Genomic DNA, 25,453 nt, shown 5'->3' on the forward strand with positions numbered 1-25,453 from the left:
CCTCATTGTTTGACGCGCATGAAATGTGACATGCCATCGGGTGAGTCCATCCAGAATGGCCGGCAGTTATCCCCGCCCTTGCCATAGCAGTTATGCACGGTTTTATCGCCGCCCAGCACTTTCAGCCACTCCCACAGGCGGACGCTGCCATCTGGAATCGTACCGCCAGTCCCGGCGTTGAAACCTACGCCCGGTGTCCGCGCAACGGGGTCGAAATTGTGGTTCTGGTACTGCAGCGCCATCGCCTCGCGCTGTGCTTCAAAACTGAGCGATGAACGGTCCTGCAAGACCCCCAGCAGCGAATCGGCCTTTTGCACGCTGTAGGCCGCGCCGAAGAAGTTCATCGACGTGCCGCCCAGCACACCCACGTTTGCCGGATCACGCGCCAACGACTCCATCGCACTGCCCGTGGTCAACGTGCCACGGCTGTGACCATCGATGTGTAGCCCGCTTTGACCAAACTGGACCATATAGTCCTTGGTCTGCACGGCTGCGTTGGACAAGCCCCAGAAATCATTTTCGAAATTCTTCTGATAGGCCGCGATCATCAACTCGGACGTGAAGTTGTTGGCTTTCTCGAAGTGGATCAAATACTGCGGCCCGGTATCGGCACTGCTGTGTTGTTCGGCATATTTGGCCGCACCGTCGATGTCGTTGAAAATACCGTTGTTGGCAATGTGTACCTTGCCATCCGGCCCAGGCTTGAGGTTGCGCTTTTCTTCGTCGTTCAATTCCCGGCGCTGAACGTTGCCCTTTTCATCGAGCATCGCCTTGCCATCTTTGTCTTTCAACACCTCATACACCCGCGCCTTCTCAAGGAAGATCTTGCGATACGCCTCATCCGCCAGCATCGACACCTGGTTGTAGAACTCACGCTTGATCTCTTGCTCAGCCTCGACCTTGCGCCCCATCTCCGCCACGTCCAGGCGCTCCACGGCAACGTGGGCAGCCTCGGTATTGCGGTTGAGGTTGGCAATCGTCTGGTCAACCGTCATCCCGGCGACCACGCGCTGGCGCTCGGCATTGGTGATCACCAGGGTGCCGGCGCTGATGGCGCTGCGGGTATCGCTGTCGGCGGAGTCGGAATCCGAACCGTTGGCGAGGCTGTTGGCGAGCAGCGCCTTGGCCGTGCCGAGCTTGCCGTCGAGCATGTCCGAACTGAGCTCCACCCCGGAAGTCTTGACGCTCGCTTCGGAGGTGTTGTGGATGTCGGCCACGGTCAGCGTGCCGGTGGTCAGGCTGTTCTTGCCGTCGGCGATGGCCTTGTCGGTGCTGGAAATCACGCCGCCCTTGAGGTCGGTGTTGCCGCGCACGTTGAGGTCGAAACCGCCGTCGCCGGCGCGAATCCCCGATTGCTCGATGACGCTGGCAAAGTTGGACTTCTGCTTGGTGTTGCTGGAGCTGAAGCTGGCCGTTGCAGCGCCGGCGCAGACCGGCGGGATGCAGATGCTGATGCCGGCACTCATGCTCTTCTGCTCGGAGGCAAATGTGCTGGTGTCTTGCAGGCTCTCGATATTCAAGTCGCCGCCGACGTCGGCCTTGACCTTGTCAGCCGAGACCACCGCGCCGCGCAAGGTGGTGTCCTTGCCGGACACCAAGGTTGCCTGATTGCCCGCCGTCACATGGGTATTGCTCCAGACCAGGTCATTGCCATCGGCATTGCCGCGGCTTTGGGACGCCGAAGCGTTGAAGCTCAGGCCGTTCTTCTCGCTGCCAAAGGAGATGCCGATCCCCAGGCTGCCGTTCACGCTTTTGTTCGTGCTGTGTTGCTCGATGGTGTTCTCAGCACCCGCCAGCAGGATATTGCCGTCGGCCTTGAGCAACGCATCGTTGCCGGCAGTGATCTGGCTGCCCTGCACCGTCAGGTCGTTATTGCGCTTGCCGCCGGTGGCCACAATCGACACATCGTGCCCTGCCGCCACGGTCGAGCCGGCCGCCGTGTTGGAGGTCTGCTCGCTTTTGTTCTCGCTCTTGTTCATACCCAGGGCGATGCTCAAGTTGATCCCGCCCGCCGCTGCCGGGTCGGCCATCACTTGGGTATGTGCTTCGGTGCCGGCCCAAAAGGTGTTCAGCGCGGCCAGGGTTTTCATGCGTTTGTCGTCGGTGCGCTCGGCGGCCTTGTTCATGCGCTGGCCGGTTTGCACGGCGTTGACGATCGGGTTGGTCAGGGTCAGGCTCACGCCGGTCTGCTTGAAGCGCTGCTCCTGCTGCTGCGCGGCAAGGTTGCGCGCTTCGAGGATATTCACCTCGGACGCCTCGATCGACACATCGCCCTTGGGCGCGCTGACATTGCTGCCGACTTGGCGGTATTCGCCACCGGAGCTGATCAGCACATTGCCATCGGTGGAACCCACACTGCTGGCGGCGGCCGTGGTCTGCTGGCTGCTGTCCTTGTTGGTCTGTTGCTGCGAGCCGATGGTGACGGCAATCGCGCCGCCGCTGAACATGCCGCTGGTCTTCACGTCCTTGGTGTGTTTTTCGTCGAGGGTCTCGGTGGCCGCCAACACCTTGATGTCATTGCCCGCCACCAGCGCCGTGCCCGAGGTCGAGACCACGTTGCTGCCGGTAATGGTGATGTTGTTGCCGGCCTGCATCACCGCCTGCTCGCCGCTGAAGGTCGAGCCTTGCGCGGTGGTCTGGGCCACCGTGTCACGGGTGGTGGTGGTCTTGCTGGAGAACATGCCGTTGCTGCCCTTGACCTTGTGCGCCTCATCCGCCGTGCTGAAGCGCTCGCTGGCTTCGACGTTGATATCGCGGTTGGCGCTGACGGACACGGCACCGGCGTCACTGTTGACCAGCGCGCCGCGTGCCTGCACGTCACGCCCGGCGCCCAGGCGGATATCGCCCGTGGCTTGTACCGAGCTGCCGACTTCGCTGCGCCCGGCTTCCTTGCGCCAGTTGTCGCCGTCCCATTGGTTGGCCTGGGTGAAGGACTCGTTCACCGTGCTCAAGGTGATGTCGTTGCCCGCCACCAGCGCCGTCTTGCCGCCGACGCCGGTGTTGCTGACCTGGGCCGCTTGCAGGTTGATGTTGTTGCCGGCGGTGGCAATCAGGTTGGCCGCCGGTGCCGACACATACAGCCCTGCTACACGCGACAAGGCGGTGCGGGTGCCCTGCGCGCTTTCGCTGTCGGTGGTGATCGAACGCACATTGATGTCGTTGCCGGCACTCAGCGCCAGGCGACTGTTGGCGCTGATCAGGCCGCCGATGTTGTTCAGGTCCTGGCTGGCATTCAACGACACGTCGTTGCCCTGGATGCGCCCGCCGAGGTTGTTGAGGTTCTGCACACTGACGTTCACGCCATCGCGCCCGGAAAGACTGCCGCTGTTGACCAGGTCACCGCGCACGTCGAGGTTCAAGGTGCGCCCGGCCATCAGCGCGCCGGAGCCGTCGATATCACCCTCACGCACCCGCACGTACACCTGCGGCACCAGCACCTTGCGCACTTCGCCGCTGGCCAGGGTCACGTCCTTGGACACCAGCCACACGATATCGCTGGTCAGCTGCGCCATTTGCGCGGCGGTCAGCGCCACGCCCGGGATCAGCTTCCACTGATCGGCCAGGGTCACCGCGCTGTCGATCATGCCGCGGTACTGCGCTTCGTCACTCGCATAGCCGTCGACAAAACGGCGCCCGGTGAGTTGGGCGACTTGTTCGCGGATCAGCTTCTGCTCGTAGAAGCCATCGCCGAGGCGCTGTTGGGTGCCAGCCGGGTCGAGGTTCAGGCGTTCGAGCATGTAGTCCGAGGACAGCCACTTGCCGTAGTTGGCGAAGCGCGGGTCGGTCTCCACCAGGTAACCGGCGGTGCTGTTGGGGTTGATCTGGTACAGGCTGCTGTTGGGCAGGTCCGGGTTGAAGCCACCGGTACGGATCTGCTCTACCGCGCCGCCGGCGTTCTGCTGGGTCAGCGCTTGCACTTCGCTGATCGGGGTCACCGCATAGGTACGCCCGGCACCGGCCAGGTCACCCGTGCCGGCCGCGCTGTCGGTGACCTTGGCCAAGACCAGCGCGCCCACCTGGGTGCCCGTGCCGTTGATCGCCGCGTACTCGGTAAACACCGTCGGTTTCAGCGAGATCTGCTCGATCAACGGCGCCGGGGTATACGCCGTGACGTTAAGGCCCTGGCGGTCACGGCCTTTGCGCTGGATACGGTAGTAGCTGGCCAACGTGCCGCTGTCGGTGGTGACCTTCTGCCCAGTCAGTTCGGTGTTGATCACCGTGCCGACGCTGGCATTCAGCGCCTGGCCGGCGATGATCCGGCTCTTGTCGTTGAACACCTGGTCGGCAATCAGGTTGATGTTGCCACCGGCAAGGATCTGCGCCGGGTCCGAGGCGACGATCTGCGTCTCGGTGACGGTGCGGTTGTAGTCGTAGCGGAGCCAGCGCGTGCCGTAGCCTTCCGGTGTCACCAGGTGCAGGACTTCGTCGTTGTACAGCGAGATCTGCCCCGGCAGGTAGCGGTTGGTCGAGCCCGACAGCAGGTATTCCTGCAAGGCCTGGGTGGACACCTGCACCTGCTGGGTGGCGAAGTGTTCGTTGGTGTTGTTGATCTGCTTGGCGTTGACGCTGAGGCTGCCCAGCGCTTCGACGGTGGCGCTGGCGTTGTTCAACACCTGCGCCTGGCCCGTGGCCTGGTCATTGGCATCCAGGGCGCCGCCGATCAGCAGGTTGCCGGTGCTGAAGATCAAGCCGTGCTCACGGTTGTTGATGACCTGCGCGCCGATATCCAGGCGGTTGCGTGCGGCAATCGTCGCCGCCGATGCGCCTTCGACGGTGTTGTTCAGGGTGCCGGCGGAGATGCCGAGCAGATCGCCATAGATGCGCCCGGTGCCGAGGTTGTTCAGGGTCGCGGTGGTCAGGCGCGTGGCCTCGCCGTCGATCAGCCCACGGTTGTCCAGTTGTGTGGCCGCGCTGACCTGCACCTTCGGCGCACTGATCACACCGCTGGCGGTGTTGTCGACAACGTTGGCGTCGAGGCGCAGCAGGTTGCCGGCCTGGAGCGCGCCCTGGTTGGTCAGGCGCCCGCTGGTGGCCAGCGACACGTTGCCATTGGCCTGGAACAGGCCGTTGTTGACGAAGTCCTGGGTCAGGCGGAAGGTCAGGTCACCCAGGCTGAGAACCTTGCCGTTGCCGCCGTAGCTGGCGCTGTCGAGCAGCAGCGATTGCCCGGCGATCAGGGTGCCCGCGCCGTTATTGATAGCCTGGCGTTTTTGCGCGAGGTCACGATCGGCCACGGTCAGCGTGCTGCCAGCCGAGATGATCCCTTGTTCGTTGTCCAGGGTGCCGCTGCCGGTAACGCTCAGCGTCGTGTCGGCGACGATCGAACCGCCACGGTTGCTGACGCTGTCCGCATCCATCGCGACGGACTGGCCCTTGATACCCTGGTTGGCGCCCTGGGTGCTGCTGTTATCCACACTGGCAGCGGTCAACAGCAGGTGCCCGTCGGCGCGCAACAGACCGGCCTGGTTGCTCAGGTGCTGGGCGTTGACGTCCAGGGTGGCGGCGCTGCCGATAAAACCCTGGTCGTTGAGCAACTGGCCCGCACGCACGCTGACGTCGCGCTGGCCGAGGATGCCACCGGTGCTGCCGGAGTTGCGGTTGCTCAGCTGTTGGCCGTGGGTGTCGATCTTCAGGCTCGACTTGGCCTGCACGATGCCGCCGTCGTTGTTCAGCACGCCGCTGTCGACGGTCAGGGTATCGCTGGCATTCAGGGTGCCCTGGGCGTTGTTCAATTGCTGGCCCTGGGTGTTGAGCAACAACTGCGCGCCGGTGATCACCCCGCTGCTGTTGCTCAAGCCTTGGGCGTTGACGGTCAAGGCCTTCGCGGCTTCCAGACGACCGCCGGTGTTGTCGAGCGCCGTTGCGTCGCTGTTGAGCAGCAGGTCGCCCGCGACCGAACCGAGGGTCCCGCCCTGATTCAGGACGCTGCCGGCCTTGACCGTCAGCGTCTGCGTCGCCGCGACGGTGCCCTTGGCATTGTTCAATTGCGCGGCGGTGACTCCCAGCGCGCCGCCGGCGGTGATCTGCCCGTTGCTGTTGTCCAGGGTGCCGCCGTTGAGGGTCAGCTGCGCGGCGCTCACCAGCTTGCCGTTGCCGTTGGCCAGGTGCTGGCGGGCGGTGACGGACAAATCGCCAAGGGCACCGGACTGCACCAGGCCGCCGCTGTTGTTCAGGCTGTCGGCACTGACGTCGAGGCCGCCGCCGCTGGCGAGGATGCCGCTGCTGTTGTCGAGGTTGCGGGTGACGCTCACGCGCATGCCGGCAGTGCCGGTCTGCACCCATTTGCCGCCGACGTTGGACAGGTCCAGCGCGGTGACGCCGATCTGCGCCGCGCCGACCTGGGCGGCATCGCTGAGCAGGGCCTGATTGGCGTTGGCGGTCAGCGCCTGGCTGGCGGTGACGCGGCTGCGGCGCAGGTCCAGATTGCCAGCGGTGCTGGTCAACGCGACGGTCTGGGCCGAGGTCTGGCTGTCACTGAGGTCAACCTGCGCGGCGTTGGCGGTAAGCTTTTGCGCCGCAAGGTTCTGCCCCTTGGCCGTGATCGTGCCGGCCGAAGTCAGGGTGAGCGAACCACTGTCGCCGAGCTTGCCGGCGCTGTCGACGCCCGCCGCGAGTGCGGAACCGGCGTGGCTGCGAATCGCGCCCTTGGCGGTCAGGCGCGCATCGCCCTGGGCGGAGGCAATGCCCTTGTTATCGATATCGGCGGCGGTATTCAGGTCCAGGTTGCCTTGGGCGTACAGCGTGCCGCTGTTGTCGATGCCCTTGTCAGCGGTGGCCGTCAGCTGGGTCGCGCTGCTGATCTGGCCACGGTTTTCGATGCGCCCGTCACTGCCAATCACCACTTCACCGGCACTGGAGCCGATCTGCCCGGCGTTGCGCACGCCCACGCCGGCGCCGTTGCCCACCAGGGTGATCTTGCCGGCATACATGCCGCCCAGTTGCGCCACGTCGATGGCTACCGCTGGTGTGTCAGCGGGCGCGGCACCGGTGGTGCCCGCCTTGATCGTCAGGTCCTTGGACCAGATGCCCGCGTTGACTTCGACCGTGCGCGCAATGATCTCGGTGTAGTCGGCGCGGCTGCTGTCCATGCCTTCGCCACCGATGCTGATCTTGCCGCCCGAGACCTGGTAGCCGCTGATCAGGCCATTCTCGAACTGCGCGCGCCCGGTGGTCAGCGTGGCGCGGTCGGCGTTGATAAAGCCGCACCCTTCGCACGCGATGCCCGACGGGTTGGCAATCACCACCTGGGCCTTGGAACCGGCCACTTCGACAAACCCGCGCAACTGGCTCGGGTTGCTCGAATTGACTTCGTTGAGGATCACCCGCGCGCTGCCATTGGCCAGCGCACGGTTGCCTTCGATCCAGCCGGCCAGCTGGGTCTGGCTGTTGGTCGCGGCGTTGTTGAGGATCACCCCGCGCTTGTCCACGTCGAACTGCGAATAGGTGTTGCGCGACACGCCTGCGTCGCTCGGGCGGGTGATGTCCACCACCGGCGCGCCATTGCCAGCGGCACCGATGGTCGGGCGTTGGCCCGCCGGTGCCGAGCCATCGGCCACGATCTGCGCCTGCACCGGCGCCACCAGAGTGACCCAGCCCATGCCCACCATCAGCGCAAACCGCAGCGGCGTGAGGGTTGCCGTCACCGGGCTGACCGAGGACACGCCGCGCGTGGTGCCGGGGGCCTTGCAGGCGCTCTTGACGTTCTCGGCCACCACCATCAGCAGGCCGCGGGCCTTGTTGAATACAACTCGAAACAGATGCTTATTCATGCAGATCCTTTGCGCGGTGGCTGATCAGAGCGCGTCGCTGGGTAACGGGTGAGTGGCAAACCAGGCTTGCGCCTCCAGGTCCAGGACGGCGATGCCCTGGAAATTCAAGACGCGCAAGCCGCGCGCTTCGCCTTTGTGGTGCAGCGCGCGAAACACCTTGCCGGGCCACAAACGGCGGCGCAGCAAGCTGCTGATGCGCCGGGTGTGGCCAAACGGTGCGACCCAGTCGTTGATCCACAACCGCTCGCCGCTGTCCCAATCCTCGGCGGGCAGGCACACCGCCGGTGCCCGCAGGTAACGTGCCTCGGCGTCGGCACTGAGGTTGAGCCACGAGAGGAAAAACACCGGCCGCCCGCCTTCGCTGATCAAGATGAACTGGCGCCGCTTGATCGCCGGTAGCAACAGCGTCGACAGGCTGTGCAACGGCGCATCGCGATGGGCCGCCGAGTGCATCCACAGCCACACCGCCGAGCCCAGCACCTGGGCTTCGTCGATGGGGCTGTCGGCCCGCTCGGGGGCGAGCACCTCCAGGGTATCGTGCTGCATGCTGGCCTCCTTCAAAATGACCAGTTGGCGCTGAAGCCACTGGTCACGTCGGCGGTCTGGAAGCCCTTGGGTTTTTCCAGGGGCTTGCCGGTGTAGATGTCATAGGAAAACTGCTTGTAGCCGCCACGCAGGCCCACCACCGCACCGGCCAGGCGTCGGCCCGAGAGGTACTGGGTGGAATGCCCGCCGACTTCGCCATAGTCCACGCCCAGGTAGAGTTCCTGGCCGGTGTTGGCCAGGCTCAGGCCGAGGTCGTTGCTGAAGGTCCAGCCGCGTTCGGCCGAGAGGATCTGCTCGCCGTCGAAACCGCGCACGGTGTAGCGTCCGCCAATCGAAAAGCGGTCCTGGGGGATCAGCGGCGTACGGTTCCACTGCCCGCGCCAGCCGGCGATGTAGCGCAGGCGTTGGTCGGCCAGGGTGAACGGCAGCTGCAATTGGGCGTTGGCGGTGATGATCTGCGAGCGCGAGGTGCCTTCGCCGTTTTCCTCTTCAGGCGCGCGCAATGCATCGCGGGCGCCGGTGCCACGGCGATAGCCGACGCCGAGGTCGAGGGTGCTGGCGCCGATGAATTCACGGTGGTTGATCCCCGCCTGCCAACCGGCCATGCGCCGGCGTTGCAGTTCGATCTCGGTGTCTTCGATGTAGTTGCTGGAGGTGCGGCTCCAACCGCCGACCGACACGGTGGTCTTGCGCACCGCATCGCGGTAGATCACCCGTGACAGTTGCACCTCATTGGTCCGGCTGCGGCCACTGTAGGAATACGCCTGGTTCACCCCGGCAATCGTCTGGTGGTAGTCGTACTCGCTGGACGTCAGGCTCAGCTGCCAATAGTCGTAGGGCACCGAGTAATGCACGGTATGGCCCTTGGAACCACGGTCGCCACTTTGGCCGCCGCCCAGATCATGGTTGAAGCTGATGTAGAACAGGTCGTTGAGGCTGGCCAGGTTATCCAGCGACAGCGCGACGTTGCCCTGGTACTTGCCGGTCTGCTTGCTGCCGGAATCGTCCACCGACAGGCTGACCCGTACCGGAATCGCCTGCTTCCAGGCGATCACCACATCGCTCTCGCCGGGCTGCGCATCCGTGCCTTCGGCCGGGGTGATCTGCACGTCGGCTTCGGCGGTGGGCACGCGCTTGAAGTTCTCCAGCGCCTGCTCGATGTCGCGCAGGTTCAGCACATCACCCGGCGATGCGGGCATGGCGTTCCAATAATTGGCGCGGGCGGAGGTGCCTTCGGCAAAACGGATGTGCTTGATCCGCCCCGGCACCAGCACCAGCGACAGCGTGCCCTGGTTCAAGTCCTGGGCCTCGGCGAGGACACGGGTGGTGATGAAACCCTTGGCGATGATCGCGTTTTGAATGCGCTTCATCGTCAGGTTGATACCGGCGGAACCGACGCAACGCCCTTGCACAGGATCGTCCGCCGGGTTGGCGGCGCGCAGGGCCCACTGGAAGTCTTCGGCCTGCTCGCCACGGAGGACCACGCGGTCGATCTTGAAGCACGGCGTTTCATTGCGCGGCAGACGCAGGTTGCCGGCGCTGTCCAGCGGCGCTTCCAGACGGACGTCGGGGGATTGCTCCAACTGCTCGCGCTGGGCGCGTTCACGTTGTTGCTGCAGGAGTAATTGTTGGGCAGGTGCTTGCGGTTCAGCCGCTAAAGCCGATGCACTGGTCAGGAAACCGACAAGGGAACAGGTGGCGACGCAAGACTGCAGCAAAACAGACGGTTTTGTTCTAGGTAAAGCGTCGAAAGACATTTCGCATCCTTGTGAGTGAAACTTCCTACATTCGCAGGCTTGGTCACCACAAAGACATAAAAGTGCCATGGGAATGTATGGCCCTGTGACACATTTCGCAAAAACGAGGGGTTGGGGAAGGCTTGGTTTTTTTGTTGGAAGGCTCTATTTCAAGGCCTGGAGCTGACTTAGGTGAATTCGACAATAATTCAACTTTTGTACAGCTTTGTGTGGGAGCCGGGCTTGCCCGCGATGCAGGCACCTCGGTGTGTCAGTCATACCGAGGTGATGCGATCGCAGGCAAGCCAGCTCCCACAGGCGAACGGTGAACGACATGAGAAATACCGGTCGGCTCTAAGGCCGCCGCGCTCTGGCTTTGATCTGGGGTCGCCCCGAACGCAGGCTTGAAGCCGTGGGCAACCCGGCGAAGCTGGCTCGCCGAAAAGTGTCCACCATGTCCCCGCACACCCGTCAACCATGTCTCTGGTCCGTACAGGCTCCTCCAAAAGTGACCCGCTGTAAGAGCAGAACCCTAAGTGACCGTTACCGCAGCAATGGATATGTACTCTGACCCAAAGGCCCTCAGCGCCTGCTACATAGCCTTCGCGAGCAAGCCCGCTCCCACATTTGGATCGGGTACATCCGACAAACTGCAGTCGCCCGTCAGACCGCTATCGCAGGCAAGCCAGCTCCCACAGGGGAAAGGAGATCCACAGGGTAAATACCGGTCGGCTCTAAGGCCGCCGCGCTCTGGCTTTTGATCTGGGGTCGCCCCGTCAAACACGCTGGCCGAACGCAGGCTTTGGAGCGTGGGTAACCCGGCAGGACGCCGGGTTAGCCGCACTGGGCCAGGGATGGCCCATTGCGGCGGCCCACGCTCCAAAGCCGGAGAGAGGGCATGCCGAGCCTAGGCGAGGCACCGAGTGTTGGGGCGAGGACCTTTGGGTTACTTTTGGGTCCCTCCAAAAGTGACCCGCTGTAAGAGCGGAACCCTAAGTGGCCGTTACCGCATCAATGGATATGTACTCTGACCCAAAGGCTCCAGCGCCTGACACATAGCTATCGCAGGCAAGCCAGCTCCCCCATTTTGATTGGGGTACAACCAAGGATCAGCTTTTGTGCAGCTTGCTCATCAGCTGCGCCTCAGCCTGGGTCAGCCCGCAGGACTGGGTCAACTCATCCACCGTCGCCCCCATCCCTACCAACTTCGCCGCCTGGGCAAACGACAGGCTCGACGGATCACGCTGCTCGATCTGCGCCAGCTTGTCCGGCAACGGCGCCAGGATCGCGCGCAGTTCGTGCACTTCGTCGCCCACCCGCACCGCCGTCTGCTGGTAATGATCAACCCGCTTGACCAACTCCAGCACACGCCGATCACGCACGGCGTCGCGCTCGGCCTGTTGCAGGGCCACTTCCCGTTGCTGGCGCAGATAGCGCAGCAGGAAGGCCAACGTCCCGGCCCACAACAGGGCCAGGACGATCACCGCCGCTTCAAGAAACAATCAGATGTTCTCCAGATCCGACCATTCTTCTTCGCTCATCATCTTGTCCAGCTCAACCAGAATCAGCAGCTCGCCGTTCTTGTTGCACACGCCCTGGATAAACTTGGCGGACTCTTCGTTGCCCACGTTCGGCGCGGTTTCCACTTCCGATTGGCGCAGGTAAACCACTTCGGCCACGCTGTCGACCATGATGCCAACCACTTGCTTGTCGGCTTCGATGATGACGATACGGGTGTTGTCGTTGACTTCAGTCGGCACCAGGCCAAAACGCTGGCGGGTGTCGATCACGGTCACCACGTTGCCGCGCAGGTTGATGATGCCCAGCACGTAGCTCGGCGCACCTGGCACGGGCGCGATCTCGGTGTAGCGCAGCACTTCCTGCACGCGCATCACGTTGATCCCGTAGGACTCGTTGTCCAGCTTGAAGGTTACCCATTGCAGGATCGGATCATCCAAACCTTGTGCGGACGCTGACTTGTTGTTCATACCCCTGACCCCTTCAAATGCCGCTATGTACGGCGTGTGTGCTTCATTGGCCCCGAAACATCGCGGCCCTTATTGTTCAATCAACTGCGTGTAGTCACCGGCATCGACTTGACGGCGCCGCTGGCGATCAACTCGGCCAGTTCGGATACGTCGAGCAATGCGCACATGTGTTCGATCACGGTGCCCGCCAGCCAAGGCCGCTGGCCCCGGTGGCTGCGCCATTTGATTTCGTTCGGGTCCAGGCGCAACGAGCGGCTGACCTGATGCACCGCCAACCCCCACTCGTAGCCCTGCACCGAGATCACGTATTGCAGGCCCTGGCGGAAGTCGTCGCGGTAGCGGTCGGGCATCACCCAACGCGCGGTGTCGAGGACTTTGAGGTTGCCGGCCTGGCTGGGCAGGATGCCGAGGAACCACTCCGGTTGCCCGAACAGCGGCGTCAGCTCCTGGCCTTCCAGGGAATAGATCGAGCCCAGGCACACCAGCGGCACCGCCAGGGTCAAGCCGGCGACGTCGAACAGCAGGCATTCGAACGGCTCGGCGGCCCAGCTCGGGCGGCCATCGGTGGTGACCGGCGGCGGTGTGATGCTCGGCGGCAGATGGACTTCCACCACCGGTGCGACCACCACGGGGGCCACTACGGCCGGCGTGATCGGCACCACCACCTGGGCATCGCGGGCTTGTTCTTCGAGCACCGCCAGCTGGAACTCATCCAGTGTGGCCGGCGGCTCGACGACCGGCTCCAGCACCAGCAGCGGTTCAGGCAGTTCTTCGGCGGTCGCATCCTGGAGCAAGGCATCCAGGTAGGATTCCAGTGCCAGTTGCGGCCGGGTCTTGAATTCGACAGGACGGTTCATCAAGCCACCTGCGCCACAAGCTGCTGGGACAGCAGGTGCTTGAGCAGCGCGCGGTAGGCCATCACGCCACGGCTCTTGCCGTCGAACTGCGACGGCGTGAGGCCGGCGCGGCTGGCGTCACGCAGGCGCGTGTCCACCGGGATGTAGCCGTTCCAGATGGTCTCCGGGTAGGCATCGCGCAGTACGCGCAGGGTGCCGAGGGACGCTTGGGTGCGGCGGTCGAACAGGGTCGGCACGATGCTGAACGGCAGCGCCTGTTTGCGCGAGCGGTTGATCATCGCCAGGGTGCTGACCATGCGTTCCAGGCCTTTGACCGCCAGGTGCTCGGTCTGCACCGGGATCACCAACTGCTGGCTGGCCGCCAACGCGTTGACCATCAGCACGCCCAGCAACGGCGGGCTGTCGATGATGGCGTAGTCGAAGTCCTGCCACAGTTGCGCCAGGGTCTTGGCGATCACCAGGCCCAGGCCGCTCTGCCCCGGCGACTGGCGCTCAAGGGTGGCCAGCGCCGTGCTGGACGGCAGCAGGGAAATGCGCTCGTTGCTGGTGGGCAACAGCAGCTGCCCCGGCAGGTCGGCCGGCACGCTGCCCTTGTGCAGGAACAGGTCGTAGCAGCTGTGTTCCAGCGCATCCGGGTCGTAGCCGAAATAGCTGGTCATCGAGCCGTGGGGGTCGAGGTCGACCACGACCACACGCTTGCCCGCCTCGGCCAGCAAGCCAGCGAGGGCGATGGAGGTGGTGGTCTTGCCGACCCCACCTTTTTGATTGGCAACTGCCCAGACTCTCATTCAGTTGGTTCCTCCCGGTGGGCACAGGCGCGACCGAGACATTGCATAGGTTATTGAGCCGGTGACGGAGAATTGACGGAGCTCTGCCGAACCGGCGGCGTTACCACTGCCGGTGCAGTTTGTGTGCCAGCGCGCTTCAAGGCCGCGTCCGGTGTTGCATTGGCCGTGCCGGTACCGGTCAGGCTGCGGCGCACATCGAGGTTGCGCGACACCACCAGCACCACCCTGCGGTTCTTCGCGCGGCCTTCCACCGTGGCGTTGTTCGCCACCGGCTGGAATTCGCCATAACCCACCGACGCCATGCGCCCGGGGTTCACGCCTTGCATCGCGAGCATGCGCACGATGCTCGATGCGCGCGCCGACGACAGTTCCCAGTTGGTCGGGTACTGCGCGGTGCTGATGGGGAAATTGTCGGTGAAGCCTTCGACGTGGATCGGGTTCTCGAACGGTTTGAGAATGCCCGCGACCTTGTCGATGATGGTGAACGCCTGGTCACTGGGCAGCGCATCGGCACTGGCGAACAGCAGGCTGGAATTGAGTTCGATCTCGACCCACAACTCATTGCCGCGCACGGTCATCTGGTTGGAGCTGATCAAGTCGCCAAAGGCCGCGCTGATATCGTCGGCGATGCTTTTCAGCGGGTCGCTGGTGCCACCGACGCCAGCGGCGGTTTCGTCGCTGTCGTTGACCAGCGGCTTGGCCGGGGTCACGGTCCTGGGCCGTTCCTCACCAATGGGAATCGGCTTGAGCGAGCGATCGGCGTCGTTGAACACGCCGATCAGCGCTTGGGAAATGACTTTGTACTTGCCTTCGTTGATCGACGAGATGGAGTACATCACCACGAAAAACGCGAACAGCAAGGTGATGAAGTCCGCGTAGGACACCAGCCAGCGTTCATGGTTGACGTGCTCTTCAGGCTCGCGACGGCGACGGCTCACAATCATGACCTCCCATCAGTCCATGAAGCCCTGGAGCTTCAATTCGATGGAGCGCGGGTTCTCGCCCTCGGCAATCGACAGGATGCCTTCCAGCAACATTTCGCGGTAACGCGACTGGCGCTGGGCAATCGACTTGAGCTTGCTCGCCACCGGCAACAACACCAGGTTGGCACTGGCCACGCCGTAGATGGTGGCGACAAACGCCACGGCAATGCCGCTGCCCAGTTGCGAAGGGTCGGCGAGGTTGCCCATCACGTGGATCAGGCCCATCACCGCACCGATGATGCCGATGGTCGGCGCGTAGCCGCCCATGCTTTCAAAGACTTTGGCGGCGTTGATATCGCGGCTTTCCTGGGTGTAGAAATCCACTTCCAGAATGCTGCGAATCGCTTCCGGCTCGGCGCCGTCCACCAGCAGTTGCAGGCCTTTGCGCGCGTAGCTGTCGGGCTCGGCATCGGCCACGCCTTCGAGGCCCAGCAGGCCTTCCTTGCGGGCGGTGAGGCTCCAGTTGACCACGCGATCAATGCCACCGGCCAGGTCGACGCGCGGCGGAAAGATGATCCACACCAGGATCTGCATGGCGCGCTTGAACGAGCTCAACGGCGACTGCAACAACGCCGCACCGACGGTGCCGCCGATCACGATCAACGCGGCCGGGCCGTTGGCCAGCGCACCAAGGTGGCCGCCTTCGAGGTAGTTGCCGCCGATGATGGCGACAAACGCCATGATGATGCCGATCAGGCTCAACACATCCATTAGAGGCAGGCCTCCACCAGATGCTTGCCGATGTCGTCCAGGCTGTAGATGGCGTCGGCCAGGTCAGCCTTGACGATGGCCATGGGCATGCCATAGATCACGCAGCTGGCTTCGTCCTGGGCCCAGATCGCACTGCCGCCCTGCTTGAGCAGGCGCGCGCCTTCACGGCCGTCGGCGCCCATGCCGGTGAGGACCACCGCCAGAACTTTGTCGCCGTAGGACTTGGCGGCCGAACCGAAGGTGATGTCCACGCACGGCTTGTAGTTCAGGCGTTCATCCCCCGGCAGGATTTTGATCGCGCCACGGCCATCCACCATCATCTGCTTGCCACCCGGGGCCAGCAGCGCCAGGCCAGGGCGCAGGATGTCGCCATCCTCGGCTTCCTTGACGCTGATGCGGCACAGCTTGTCGAGGCGTTCGGCGAAGGCCTTGGTGAACGCGGCGGGCATGTGCTGGATCAGCACGATGGGCGCCGGGAAGTTCGCCGGCAATTGCGTCAACACCCGCTGCAGGGCCACCGGGCCGCCGGTGGACGTACCAATGGCGACCAGCTTGTAGGCTTTGCGCTTGGGCGCTGGCGAGTGCGCGCTCGGCGCTGCGGCGCGAACCGGTGCGGCGGCTGGCGCAGGCCGGGGCACCGGCGCAGGGGCCGGGCGACCGAACGACGACGTCGGCGCAGGCGCCGCCGCAACCGGTGCAGGCGCAGGCGCGCTGAACAGGCTGCGACGGTTGCTGCGGGAAATGCTGTGGACTTTCTCGCACAGCAGTTGCTTGACCTTCTCGGGGTTGCGCGAGATGTCTTCGAAATTCTTCGGCAGGAAGTCCACCGCACCCGCGTCCAGCGCATCGAGAGTGACTCGGGCGCCTTCGTGGGTCAGCGAGGAGAACATCAACACCGGGGTCGGGCAGCGTTGCATGATGTGGCGGACTGCGGTGATGCCATCCATCATCGGCATCTCGTAGTCCATGGTGATGACGTCAGGCTTCAACGCAATGGCTTGATCAATCGCCTCTTTGCCGTTGGTGGCCGTGCCGACCACCTGGATGCTTGGATCGGCGGAAAGAATTTCCGAGACGCGGCGGCGGAAGAAACCCGAATCGTCCACCACCAGGACCTTGACTGCCATAAACACTCCGTTAGGCGGGGCGGGCAAACCGCCCTGCCCCACCAGAATCAAATACGCCGAGCGGCGTAACGCTTGAGCATGCTCGGAACATCGAGAATCAGCGCGATCCGACCGTCACCGGTGATGGTCGCGCCCGACATGCCCGGGGTTCCCTGCAGCATTTTGCCCAAAGGCTTGATCACCACTTCTTCCTGGCCAACCAGTTGATCAACGACAAAGCCGATCCGCTGAGTGCCCACGGAGAGGATCACCACATGGCCTTCGCGCTGCTCTTCATGCTTGGCCGATGCCACCAGCCAGCGCTTGAGGTAGAACAGTGGCAACGCCTTGTCGCGCACGATCACCACTTCCTGGCCGTCCACCACGTTGGTGCGCGACAGGTCGAGGTGGAAGATCTCGTTGACGTTGACCAGCGGGAAGGCGAACGCCTGGTTGCCCAGCATCACCATCAGGGTCGGCATGATCGCCAAGGTCAACGGCACCTTGATCACGATCTTCGAGCCCTGGCCCTTGGTCGAGTAGATATTGATCGAGCCGTTGAGCTGGCTGATCTTGGTCTTCACCACGTCCATGCCCACACCGCGGCCGGACACGTCGGAGATCTCGGTCTTGGTCGAGAAGCCCGGGGCGAAGATCAGGTTGTAGCACTCGGTGTCGGTCAGGCGGTCGGCGGCGTCCTTGTCCATCACGCCACGCTTGACCGCGATATTGCGCAGGATCGCCGGGTCCATGCCTTTGCCGTCATCGGTGATCGACAGCAGGATATGGTCGCCTTCCTGTTCCGCCGCCAGAATCACCTTGCCGTTGCGGGACTTGCCCGAGGCTTCGCGTTCTTCCGGGGTTTCGACGCCGTGGTCGACGGCGTTGCGCACCAAGTGGACCAGCGGGTCGGCCAGGGCCTCGACAAGGTTTTTGTCGAGGTCGGTTTCTTCACCCACCAGTTCCAGGTTGATCTCTTTCTTCAGCTGGCGCGCAAGGTCGCGAACCAGGCGCGGGAAGCGGCCGAAGACTTTCTTGATCGGCTGCATCCGCGTTTTCATCACGGCGGTTTGCAGGTCGGCAGTGACCACGTCGAGGTTCGACACGGCCTTTTGCATGGCTTCATCGCCGCTGCTCAGGCCCAGGCGCACCAGGCGGTTACGCACCAGGACCAGTTCGCCGACCATGTTCATGATGTCGTCCAGGCGTGCGGTATCCACCCGCACGGTGGTTTCGGCTTCACTGGCAGGCTTTTCCGCGGCGGCCGCTGCCGGTGCCGCAGCCCGTGCAGGCGCTGCTGCGGCGGCAGGTGCCGGAGCGGGTTTGGCCGCCACCGGTGCCGCTGCCTTGGCGGCCACTGGTGCAGGAGTTGCGACCGCAGCCGAGGCCGAGGCCCCCACTTCGGTGAACTTGCCTTTGCCGTGCAACTCGTCCAGCAGGGACTCGAATTCGTGATCGGAAATCAGGCCGTCAGCAGCCGGTGCAGCAGCAGCCGTTGGCGCCGCAGCCGCGACTTCCGGCAAGGCGTCGGCCACGAACGTACCCTTGCCGTGCAGTTGGTCGAGCAACGCTTCGAATTCATCGTCGGTGATGTCGGTGCTGGCAGGCGCGGCAGGCGCCTCGACAGCAGCGGCAGGCGCAACCGCATCGGCAGCGAACTGGCCTTTGCCGTGCAACTGGTCGAGCAACGATTCGAATTCGGCGTCGGTGATGTCTTCGCCCGTTGGCGCAGCAACTGCCGCCACCGGAGCTTCGGCCTCAGCCTTGACCGCATTGAGGGAGTTGAGCAGCTGTTCGAACTCGCTGTCCGTCACATCCGCCTCGGCCTCGACCACAGGCTCCGGCGCCGCTTCTGCGACAGGCGCAGCCGAGGTGTCGGCCGGCTCTGCCAGGCGCGCCAGGGCGGCCAGCAGTTCCGGGGTGGCCGCGGTGATCGGTGCACGTTCGCGCACCTCGCTGAACATGCCGTTGACCGCATCCAGTGCTTCGAGAATCACGTCCATCAATTCCGAATCAACGTGACGCTCACCCTTGCGCAGGATGTCGAACACGTTCTCGGCGATGTGGCAGCACTCCACCAGCTCATGGAGCTGGAGGAAGCCGGCGCCCCCTTTTACAGTGTGAAAACCGCGAAAAATTGCATTGAGCAGGTTCGCATCATCCGGTCGGCTTTCCAGCTCGACCAGTTGCTCGGACAACTGCTCTAAAATTTCGCCGGCCTCTACAAGGAAATCCTGAAGGATTTCTTCATCGGCGCCGAAGCTCATGTGGGTGCTCCTTAGAAGCCTAAACTGGATAACAGGTCATCAACATCATCTTGACCCGATACAACGTCTTCACGTTTATCGGCATGAATCTGCGGACCTTCACCCTTGGCGAGATGTTTTTGTGGATCTTTTTCCGAGAGGATCGCTTCGCGGTCATGTTCGATGCCGGCAAAACGGTCAACCTGGCCTGCCATGAGCACCAATTTGAGCAAATTGCTTTCCACTTCGGTGACCAGTTGGGTCACGCGCTTGATCACCTGACCGGTGAGGTCCTGGTAATCCTGGGCCAGCAGAATGTCATTGAGGTTGCTGGAAACCGTGCGGTTGTCCTGCTCGCTGCGTGACAGGAAACCTTCGACCCGACGCGCCAATTCACGAAACTCTTCGGCCCCGACTTCGCGACGCATGAAGCGGCCCCAGTCGTGGCCCAAGGCCTGGGCTTCGTTGGCCATGCCGTTGACCAGGGGCGTGGCGTTTTCCACCAGGTCCATGGTGCGGTTGGCCGCCGCCTCAGTCAGCCTGACCACATAGGACAGGCGTTCGGTGGCATCGGTAATCTGCGAGATTTCTTCGGCCTGGGGCATGTGCGGGTCAATCTGGAAATTGACGATCGCACTGTGCAGCTCGCGTGTGAGCTTGCCCACTTCCTGGTACAGGCCACGGTCACGGGTCTGGTTGAGCTCATGGATCAACTGCACCGCGTCGCCGAACTGGCCTTTTTCAAGGCTGTCGACCAACTGGTGAGCATGCTTCTTCAGGGTCGACTCGAAGTCTCCCTGTGATGTTTCTTTATGCTCCATAGCTCCCCCGCGATGGCATTAGCCGTGGATGCGTTCGAAGATTTTCTCGATCTTCTCTTTCAGCGCCAATGCCGTGAAAGGCTTGACCACGTAACCGTTGACCCCGGCCTGGGCGGCTTCGATGATCTGTTCACGCTTGGCTTCGGCGGTCACCATCAGCACCGGCAAGCTGCGCAATTTTTCGTCCGCACGCACGTGGCGCAGCAGGTCGATACCGGTCATGCCCGGCATGTTCCAGTCGGTTACCAGAAAGTCGATGCTCCCGCTGTTGAGGATCGGAATCGCCGTAATGCCGTCATCCGCCTCGACCGTGTTTGTGAACCCAAGGTCACGCAACAGGTTTTTAATGATCCGCCGCATCGTTGAGAAGTCATCAACGATGAGGATTTTCATGTTCTTGTCCAATTCGACCTCCAAGCAGTCTTAAACGCGCCCAGCACCTGGACGCGCCATTTCAATCAACAGGCGTTACACAAAAAGGACTGCCCAGGGCACCACGGGGCAAACCCGCAAAAGCCGGTGGCCTTCACGGGTTCGCCTGCAGTGTCCCCACACCGCCTGTCAGCGCGCGCGCCACTCTCCCAATCGCCCCCGCAAGCGGGCTGCGCACTGGCTATGCAGCTGGCTGACACGCGACTCGCTGACCCCCAGGACCTCACCGATTTCCTTGAGGTTCAGCTCTTCGTCGTAGTACAGCGCCAAGACCAGTCGCTCACGCTCCGGCAAATTGGCAATCGCGTCCGCCAACGCGCCCTGGAAACGTTCGTCTTCCAGGTCACGCGACGGCTCAAGATGTGCACTTGCGCCGTCCTCATGCAGCCCCTCGTGTTCGCCGTCCTGTAGCAGGTCGTCGAAACTGAACAGGCGGCTGCCCAAGGTATCGTTCAAAATCCCGTAGTAATCGTCGAGACTCAATTGGAGTTCGGCCGCAACTTCGTGATCTTTAGCGTCGCGACCGGTTTTTGCTTCAATTGCACGAATTGCGTCACTGACCATGCGTGTATTGCGGTGTACCGAACGCGGCGCCCAATCCCCTTTACGCACTTCATCGAGCATCGCACCCCGGATGCGGATACCCGCATACGTCTCGAAACTCGCACCCTTGCTCGCGTCGTATTTGGTCGAGACTTCGAGCAGGCCGATCATGCCAGCCTGGATCAAGTCTTCGACCTGCACACTCGCGGGCAAACGCGCCAGCAGGTGATAGGCGATGCGTTTGACCAGAGGCGCATAGCGCTCGATCAATTCGCCCTGGCTGTCACGTGCCGACTTCTTGTAAAGGTTGTAGCCGCTGGCTGTCATAGCACCGGTCCTGCGCTCGTCTGATGCACCAATCGCTCGACGAAAAACTCCAGATGCCCCCGCGGGTTGGCGGGCAACGGCCAGGTATCGACCTTCTGGGCAATAGCCTTGAACGCCAGTGCGCACTTCGAACGAGGGAACGCTTCATAGACCGCACGCTGCTTTTGCACGGCCTTGCGCACACACTCGTCATAGGGAACTGCGCCGACGTATTGTAAGGCGACATCGAGGAAGCGATCCGTGACCTTGGTCAACTTGGCGAACAGGTTGCGGCCTTCTTGCGGGCTCTGGGCCATGTTGGCCAGGACCCGGAAGCGGTTCATGCCGTAGTCACGGTTGAGCAGCTTGATCAGGGCGTAGGCGTCGGTGATCGAGGTGGGTTCATCGCAGACCACCAGCAAGACTTCCTGCGCGGCGCGCACAAAGCTGACCACGGACTCGCCGATCCCGGCGGCGGTGTCGATCACCAGCACGTCGAGGTTGTCGCCGATATCACTGAACGCCTGGATCAGGCCGGCATGTTGCGCCGGGCTCAGGTGCACCATGCTCTGGGTGCCCGAGGCGGCCGGCACGATGCGGATCCCGCCAGGCCCCTGCAGCAGCACGTCGCGCAGCTCACAGCGGCCCTCGATCACATCGGCAAGGGTATGTTTGGGCGTCAGCCCCAGCAGAACGTCGACGTTCGCCAGCCCCAGGTCAGCATCCAGCAGCATGACGCGACGGCCAAGCTCTGCCAGGGCCAGGGACAAATTCACTGACACGTTAGTTTTCCCGACGCCACCTTTGCCGCCGGTCACCGCGATCACCTGTACGGGATGCATGCTGCCCATTTTATTTCTTTACCTTGTCTTGCTTAGACGCAGGCTACATGGCTTGGCCGCGTGAATCGCTTGCAGACCATCGATGTAGGTACATTTCACGGTGTTCGTACTGCCTCAACCCACCCGCTTTGCCGGGTGGTGATAGAGGTCAGCGAACATATCGGCCATCGCTTCCTCGCTAGGCTCTTCTTGCATTTGTACGCTGACTGCCCGGCTGACCAACTGATGACGGCGCGGCAGATGCAAATCATCTGGAATCCGCGGCCCGTCGGTCAGGTAGGCGACCGGCAGTTCATGGCTGATAGCCAGGCTCAACACTTCGCCCAGGCTCGCCGTCTCATCCAGTTTAGTCAGGATGCAACCGGCCAGCCCGCAACGCTTGTAGCTGTGATACGCAGCGGTAAGAACCTGTTTCTGGCTGGTGGTTGCAAGCACCAGGTAATTTTTCGATTTGATCCCGCGCCCGGCCAGGCTTTCCAGCTGCATGCGCAAGGCCGGGTCGCTGGCTTGCAGGCCGGCGGTGTCGATCAGCACCACGCGTTTGCGCAGCAGCGGATCGAGGGCGTTGGCCAGGGACTGGCCCGGGTCGACGTGGGTCACCGACACATTGAGGATGCGCCCCAGGGTCTTGAGTTGTTCCTGGGCACCGATGCGGTAGCTGTCCATGCTCACCAGCGCGATATTCTGCGCGCCGTACTTGAGCACGTAACGCGCCGCCAGCTTGGCCAGGGTGGTGGTCTTGCCCATGCCGGCAGGGCCGACCATGGCGATCACGCCACCTTCTTCCAGGGGTTCGATTTCCGGGGTGACGATCATCCGCGCCAGGTGCGCCAGCAACATGCGCCAGGCCTGGCGAGGTTCTTCGATTTCGGTGGTCAGCGCCAGCAGGTCGCGGGACAACGGGCCGGACAGGCCGATGCGTTGCAGGCGGCGCCAGAGGTTGGCCTGGGCCGGCTTGCTGCCTTGCAGCTGCGTCCACGCCAGGGAGCCCAGCTGCACTTCCAGCAGCTCACGCAGGCCGTTGAGTTCAAAGCGCATCGAGTCGAACACACGCTGGTCAACCGCGGCGGCCGGGGCTGGCGCTGCGGGACGTGGCGGTTCGGTCAACGTCGGCTCGACCAGCGGCTCGGCAGCGGTGAGCGGCAGGCCGGCGAACAACTGGCGATTGGTGGTGGCATCGCTGTCGCCACGCATGCTCAGCTCAGCCTGGGCCGAGACGATGCGCGAGGCGGTCTTGCGCAGCTCGTCTTCGAGTTCCATGTTCGGCACACGCGGGGCCAGGGCCTGGGGGGTGTAATCCAGGGCAGCCGTCAGCTCGACACCGCCGGCAATCCGACGGTTACCGATAATCGCGGCATCGGCGCCCAGCTCATCACGTACCAGTTTCATGGCCTGACGCATATCGGCGGCGAAAAAACGCTTCACTTGCATAACCCACTACCTCAGCCGTTGGGCCCTACTGTCGCGACGATAGTCACTTGCTTGTTGTCAGGAATTTCCTGATAAGCCAAAACGTGCAAATTCGGCACTGCCAGGCGTCCAAACCGCGACAGCATCGCCCGGACGGGGCCTGCCACCAGCAGAATCACTGGATGGCCCTGCATTTCCTGGCGCTGTGCGGCGTCGATCAACGAACGCTGCAGTTTTTCAGCCATGCTTGGCTCCAGCAGAACGCCCTCTTCCTGGCCTTGTCCTGCCTTCTGGATACTATTGAGCAATATTTGTTCCAACCTTGGTTCCAAGGTGATCACAGGCAGCTCAGACTCAGTGCCTACAATGCTTTGCACGATTGCGCGGGACAATCCGACGCGCACCGCCGCCACCAGCGCGGCAGTATCTTGACTCTTGGCGGCATTGTTGGCGATGGCCTCGGCAATGCTGCGGATGTCGCGCACCGGCACCTGTTCGGACAACAACGCCTGCAACACCTTGAGCAATTGCGACAGCGACAGCACGCCCGGCACCAGCTCTTCGGCGAGTTTTGGCGAGGCTTTGGCCAGCAAGCCCATCAATTGCTGGACTTCCTCGTGGCCGATCAACTCATGGGAGTGCTTGTAGAGGATCTGGTTGAGGTGCGTGGCAACCACGGTGCTGGCGTCTACCACGGTGTAGCCGAGGGACTGCGCCTGGCTGCGCTGGCTGATTTCGATCCACACCGCTTCCAGGCCAAAAGCCGGATCTTTGGCGGTTATGCCGTTGAGCGTGCCGAAGACCTGGCCGGGGTTGATCGCCAGTTCGCGGTCCGGGTAGATCTCGGCTTCGGCCAGGATCACCCCCATCAGGGTCAGGCGGTAGGCGCTTGGAGCCAGGTCGAGGTTGTCGCGGATATGCACGGTGGGCATGAGGAAGCCCAGGTCCTGGGACAGCTTCTTGCGTACGCCCTTGATCCGCGCGAGCAACTGGCCGCCCTGGTTGCGGTCCACCAGCGGAATCAGGCGGTAGCCGACTTCCAGGCCGATCATGTCGATGGGCGTGACGTCGTCCCAGCCCAGTTCTTTGGTTTCCGAGGCGCGGGCCGGGGATGGCAGGAGTTCCTGCTGACGGGCGACTTCTTGCAGTGCTTGCACCTTGACGGCGTTTTGCTTTTTCCAGAACAGGTACGCCGCACCGCCCGCCAGGGCCGCCATGCTCAGGAACGACACATGGGGCATGCCCGGCACGATACCCATGATCGCCATGATGCCCGCCGCCACGGCCAGGGCCTTGGGCGAGGCAAACATCTGCCGGCTGATCTGCTTGCCCATGTCTTCGGAGCCCGAAGCACGGGTCACCATGATGGCGGCAGCTGTAGATAACAACAGTGATGGCAATTGCGCCACTAAACCGTCACCGATGGTCAGCAAGGCATACACACGACCGGCATCGCCGAAGGTCATGCCGTGCTGGAAGATACCGACGGCCATGCCACCGATCAGGTTGATGAACAGGATCAGCAAGCCGGCGATGGCGTCACCGCGCACAAATTTGCTGGCACCGTCCATGGAGCCGTAGAACTCGGCTTCCTGGGCCACTTCGGCACGGCGGGACTTGGCTTGGTTCTGGTCGATCAGGCCGGCGTTGAGGTCGGCGTCGATGGCCATCTGCTTGCCGGGCATCGCGTCGAGGGTGAAGCGTGCGCTCACCTCGGAAATCCGCCCGGCGCCCTTGGTCACCACGACGAAGTTGATGATCATCAGGATCGCGAACACCACGATACCGACCACGTAGTTACCGCCGATCACCACCTCACCGAAGGCCTGGATCACCTTGCCGGCGGCGGCGTGGCCGTCCTGGCCGTGCAGCATCACCACCCGGGTCGACGCCACGTTCAGCGCCAGCCGCAGCAGGGTCGCCACCAGCAGGATGGTCGGGAACACCGCAAAGTCCAACGGCCGCAGGGCGTACACGCAGACCAGCAGCACCACGACGGACAGGGCAATGTTGAAAGTGAAGAACACGTCCAAAAGGAACGGCGGCATCGGCAACATCATCATTGCCAGCATCACCAGCAACAACAACGGCACACCCAGATTGCCCCGCGACAGGTCAGTCAGGGTGCCACGGGCCGTGCTGAACATTTGAGAGCGATCTACCACCGGTATTCCTCGTGTCCTTTGAAGCAAAGTTTTGACGCCAGAAGGCGTCTTGGAGGCGGTATTGCAAGAAGCCTTCCAACTTTTGCTTCAACGGGCAGATCACGGTGAAAGCCCATACACATGTGGGAGCGGGCTTGCCCGCGATGGCGGCAGACCAGCCCCGAACAAGTTGACTGACACTGCGCTATCGCGGGCAAGCCCGCT

At 63.0% G+C, this 25,453-nt stretch carries 17 protein-coding genes; all 17 read right to left on the bottom strand.

Annotation, left to right across the window (positions count from 1 at the left end):
• Positions 1 to 2: 2 nt before the first annotated feature.
• The 17 genes from PSH87_RS19675 to flhA all read right to left on the bottom strand — a co-directional run bounded on the left by PSH87_RS19675 (position 3) and on the right by flhA (position 25,231).
• Positions 3 to 7,769: a hemagglutinin repeat-containing protein gene (locus PSH87_RS19675; RefSeq protein WP_305430777.1), complete on the bottom strand. Its 7,767-nt coding sequence runs from the start codon at positions 7,767 to 7,769 to the stop codon at positions 3 to 5.
• Between the two features lie 24 nt (positions 7,770 to 7,793).
• Positions 7,794 to 8,315, bottom strand: a complete 522-nt coding sequence (locus PSH87_RS19680; RefSeq protein WP_305430779.1) for a toxin-activating lysine-acyltransferase — start codon at positions 8,313 to 8,315, stop codon at positions 7,794 to 7,796.
• Between the two features lie 11 nt (positions 8,316 to 8,326).
• Complete coding sequence (locus PSH87_RS19685; protein WP_305430780.1) at positions 8,327 to 10,033, bottom strand: ShlB/FhaC/HecB family hemolysin secretion/activation protein; 1,707 nt, start codon at positions 10,031 to 10,033, stop codon at positions 8,327 to 8,329.
• 1,127 nt (positions 10,034 to 11,160) lie between these two features.
• Positions 11,161 to 11,553, bottom strand: coding sequence for a DUF2802 domain-containing protein (locus PSH87_RS19690; protein WP_017735235.1), 393 nt, complete (start codon positions 11,551 to 11,553; stop codon positions 11,161 to 11,163).
• A complete protein-coding gene (locus PSH87_RS19695; protein ID WP_017735234.1) occupies positions 11,554 to 12,039 on the bottom strand; it encodes a chemotaxis protein CheW in 486 nt (161 codons plus the stop codon).
• Between the two features lie 80 nt (positions 12,040 to 12,119).
• Complete coding sequence (locus PSH87_RS19700) at positions 12,120 to 12,896, bottom strand: CheW domain-containing protein (protein WP_017735233.1); 777 nt, start codon at positions 12,894 to 12,896, stop codon at positions 12,120 to 12,122.
• Complete coding sequence (locus PSH87_RS19705) at positions 12,896 to 13,684, bottom strand: ParA family protein (protein WP_017735232.1); 789 nt, start codon at positions 13,682 to 13,684, stop codon at positions 12,896 to 12,898. The genes PSH87_RS19700 and PSH87_RS19705 overlap by 1 nt, the downstream gene beginning before the upstream one ends.
• Positions 13,685 to 13,734: 50 nt before the next feature.
• Positions 13,735 to 14,622, bottom strand: coding sequence for a flagellar motor protein MotD (gene motD, locus PSH87_RS19710; RefSeq protein WP_026136599.1), 888 nt, complete (start codon positions 14,620 to 14,622; stop codon positions 13,735 to 13,737).
• Between the two features lie 15 nt (positions 14,623 to 14,637).
• On the bottom strand, positions 14,638 to 15,378 hold the full coding sequence (locus PSH87_RS19715) for a flagellar motor protein (RefSeq protein WP_017735230.1): 741 nt from the start codon (positions 15,376 to 15,378) through the stop codon (positions 14,638 to 14,640).
• Positions 15,378 to 16,505, bottom strand: a complete 1,128-nt coding sequence (locus tag PSH87_RS19720; protein ID WP_017735229.1) for a chemotaxis response regulator protein-glutamate methylesterase — start codon at positions 16,503 to 16,505, stop codon at positions 15,378 to 15,380. The genes PSH87_RS19715 and PSH87_RS19720 overlap by 1 nt, the downstream gene beginning before the upstream one ends.
• 47 nt (positions 16,506 to 16,552) lie before the next feature.
• Positions 16,553 to 18,751 carry a chemotaxis protein CheA gene (locus PSH87_RS19725; RefSeq protein ID WP_305430782.1) on the bottom strand — a complete coding sequence of 733 codons (2,199 nt, stop codon included), beginning with the start codon at positions 18,749 to 18,751 and terminating at the stop codon, positions 16,553 to 16,555.
• An 11-nt stretch (positions 18,752 to 18,762) separates the two neighbouring features.
• Entirely contained in the window at positions 18,763 to 19,551 is a 789-nt protein-coding gene (locus PSH87_RS19730) for a protein phosphatase CheZ (protein ID WP_026136598.1), read from the bottom strand.
• Between the two features lie 18 nt (positions 19,552 to 19,569).
• On the bottom strand, positions 19,570 to 19,944 hold the full coding sequence (locus PSH87_RS19735) for a chemotaxis response regulator CheY (protein WP_015885173.1): 375 nt from the start codon (positions 19,942 to 19,944) through the stop codon (positions 19,570 to 19,572).
• Positions 19,945 to 20,112: 168 nt separating this feature from the next.
• A complete protein-coding gene (gene fliA / locus PSH87_RS19740) occupies positions 20,113 to 20,853 on the bottom strand; it encodes an RNA polymerase sigma factor FliA (RefSeq protein ID WP_017735226.1) in 741 nt (246 codons plus the stop codon).
• The gene (gene fleN / locus PSH87_RS19745) at positions 20,850 to 21,683 is read right to left on the bottom strand and encodes a flagellar synthesis regulator FleN (RefSeq protein WP_003192912.1); all 834 of its coding nucleotides are present in this window, start codon (positions 21,681 to 21,683) and stop codon (positions 20,850 to 20,852) included. The genes fliA and fleN overlap by 4 nt, the downstream gene beginning before the upstream one ends.
• Before the next feature lie 105 nt (positions 21,684 to 21,788).
• Positions 21,789 to 23,105 (bottom strand): flagellar biosynthesis protein FlhF, encoded by a 1,317-nt coding sequence (gene flhF / locus PSH87_RS19750; RefSeq protein WP_305430785.1) that lies wholly within the window; start codon positions 23,103 to 23,105, stop codon positions 21,789 to 21,791.
• A gap of 11 nt (positions 23,106 to 23,116) precedes the next feature.
• Positions 23,117 to 25,231, bottom strand: coding sequence for a flagellar biosynthesis protein FlhA (gene flhA, locus PSH87_RS19755; protein WP_017735224.1), 2,115 nt, complete (start codon positions 25,229 to 25,231; stop codon positions 23,117 to 23,119).
• Between the last annotated feature and the right edge of the window lie 222 nt (positions 25,232 to 25,453).

The sequence above is a fragment of the Pseudomonas sp. FP453 genome, assembly GCF_030687495.1.
In the GTDB taxonomy this organism is placed as follows: domain Bacteria; phylum Pseudomonadota; class Gammaproteobacteria; order Pseudomonadales; family Pseudomonadaceae; genus Aquipseudomonas.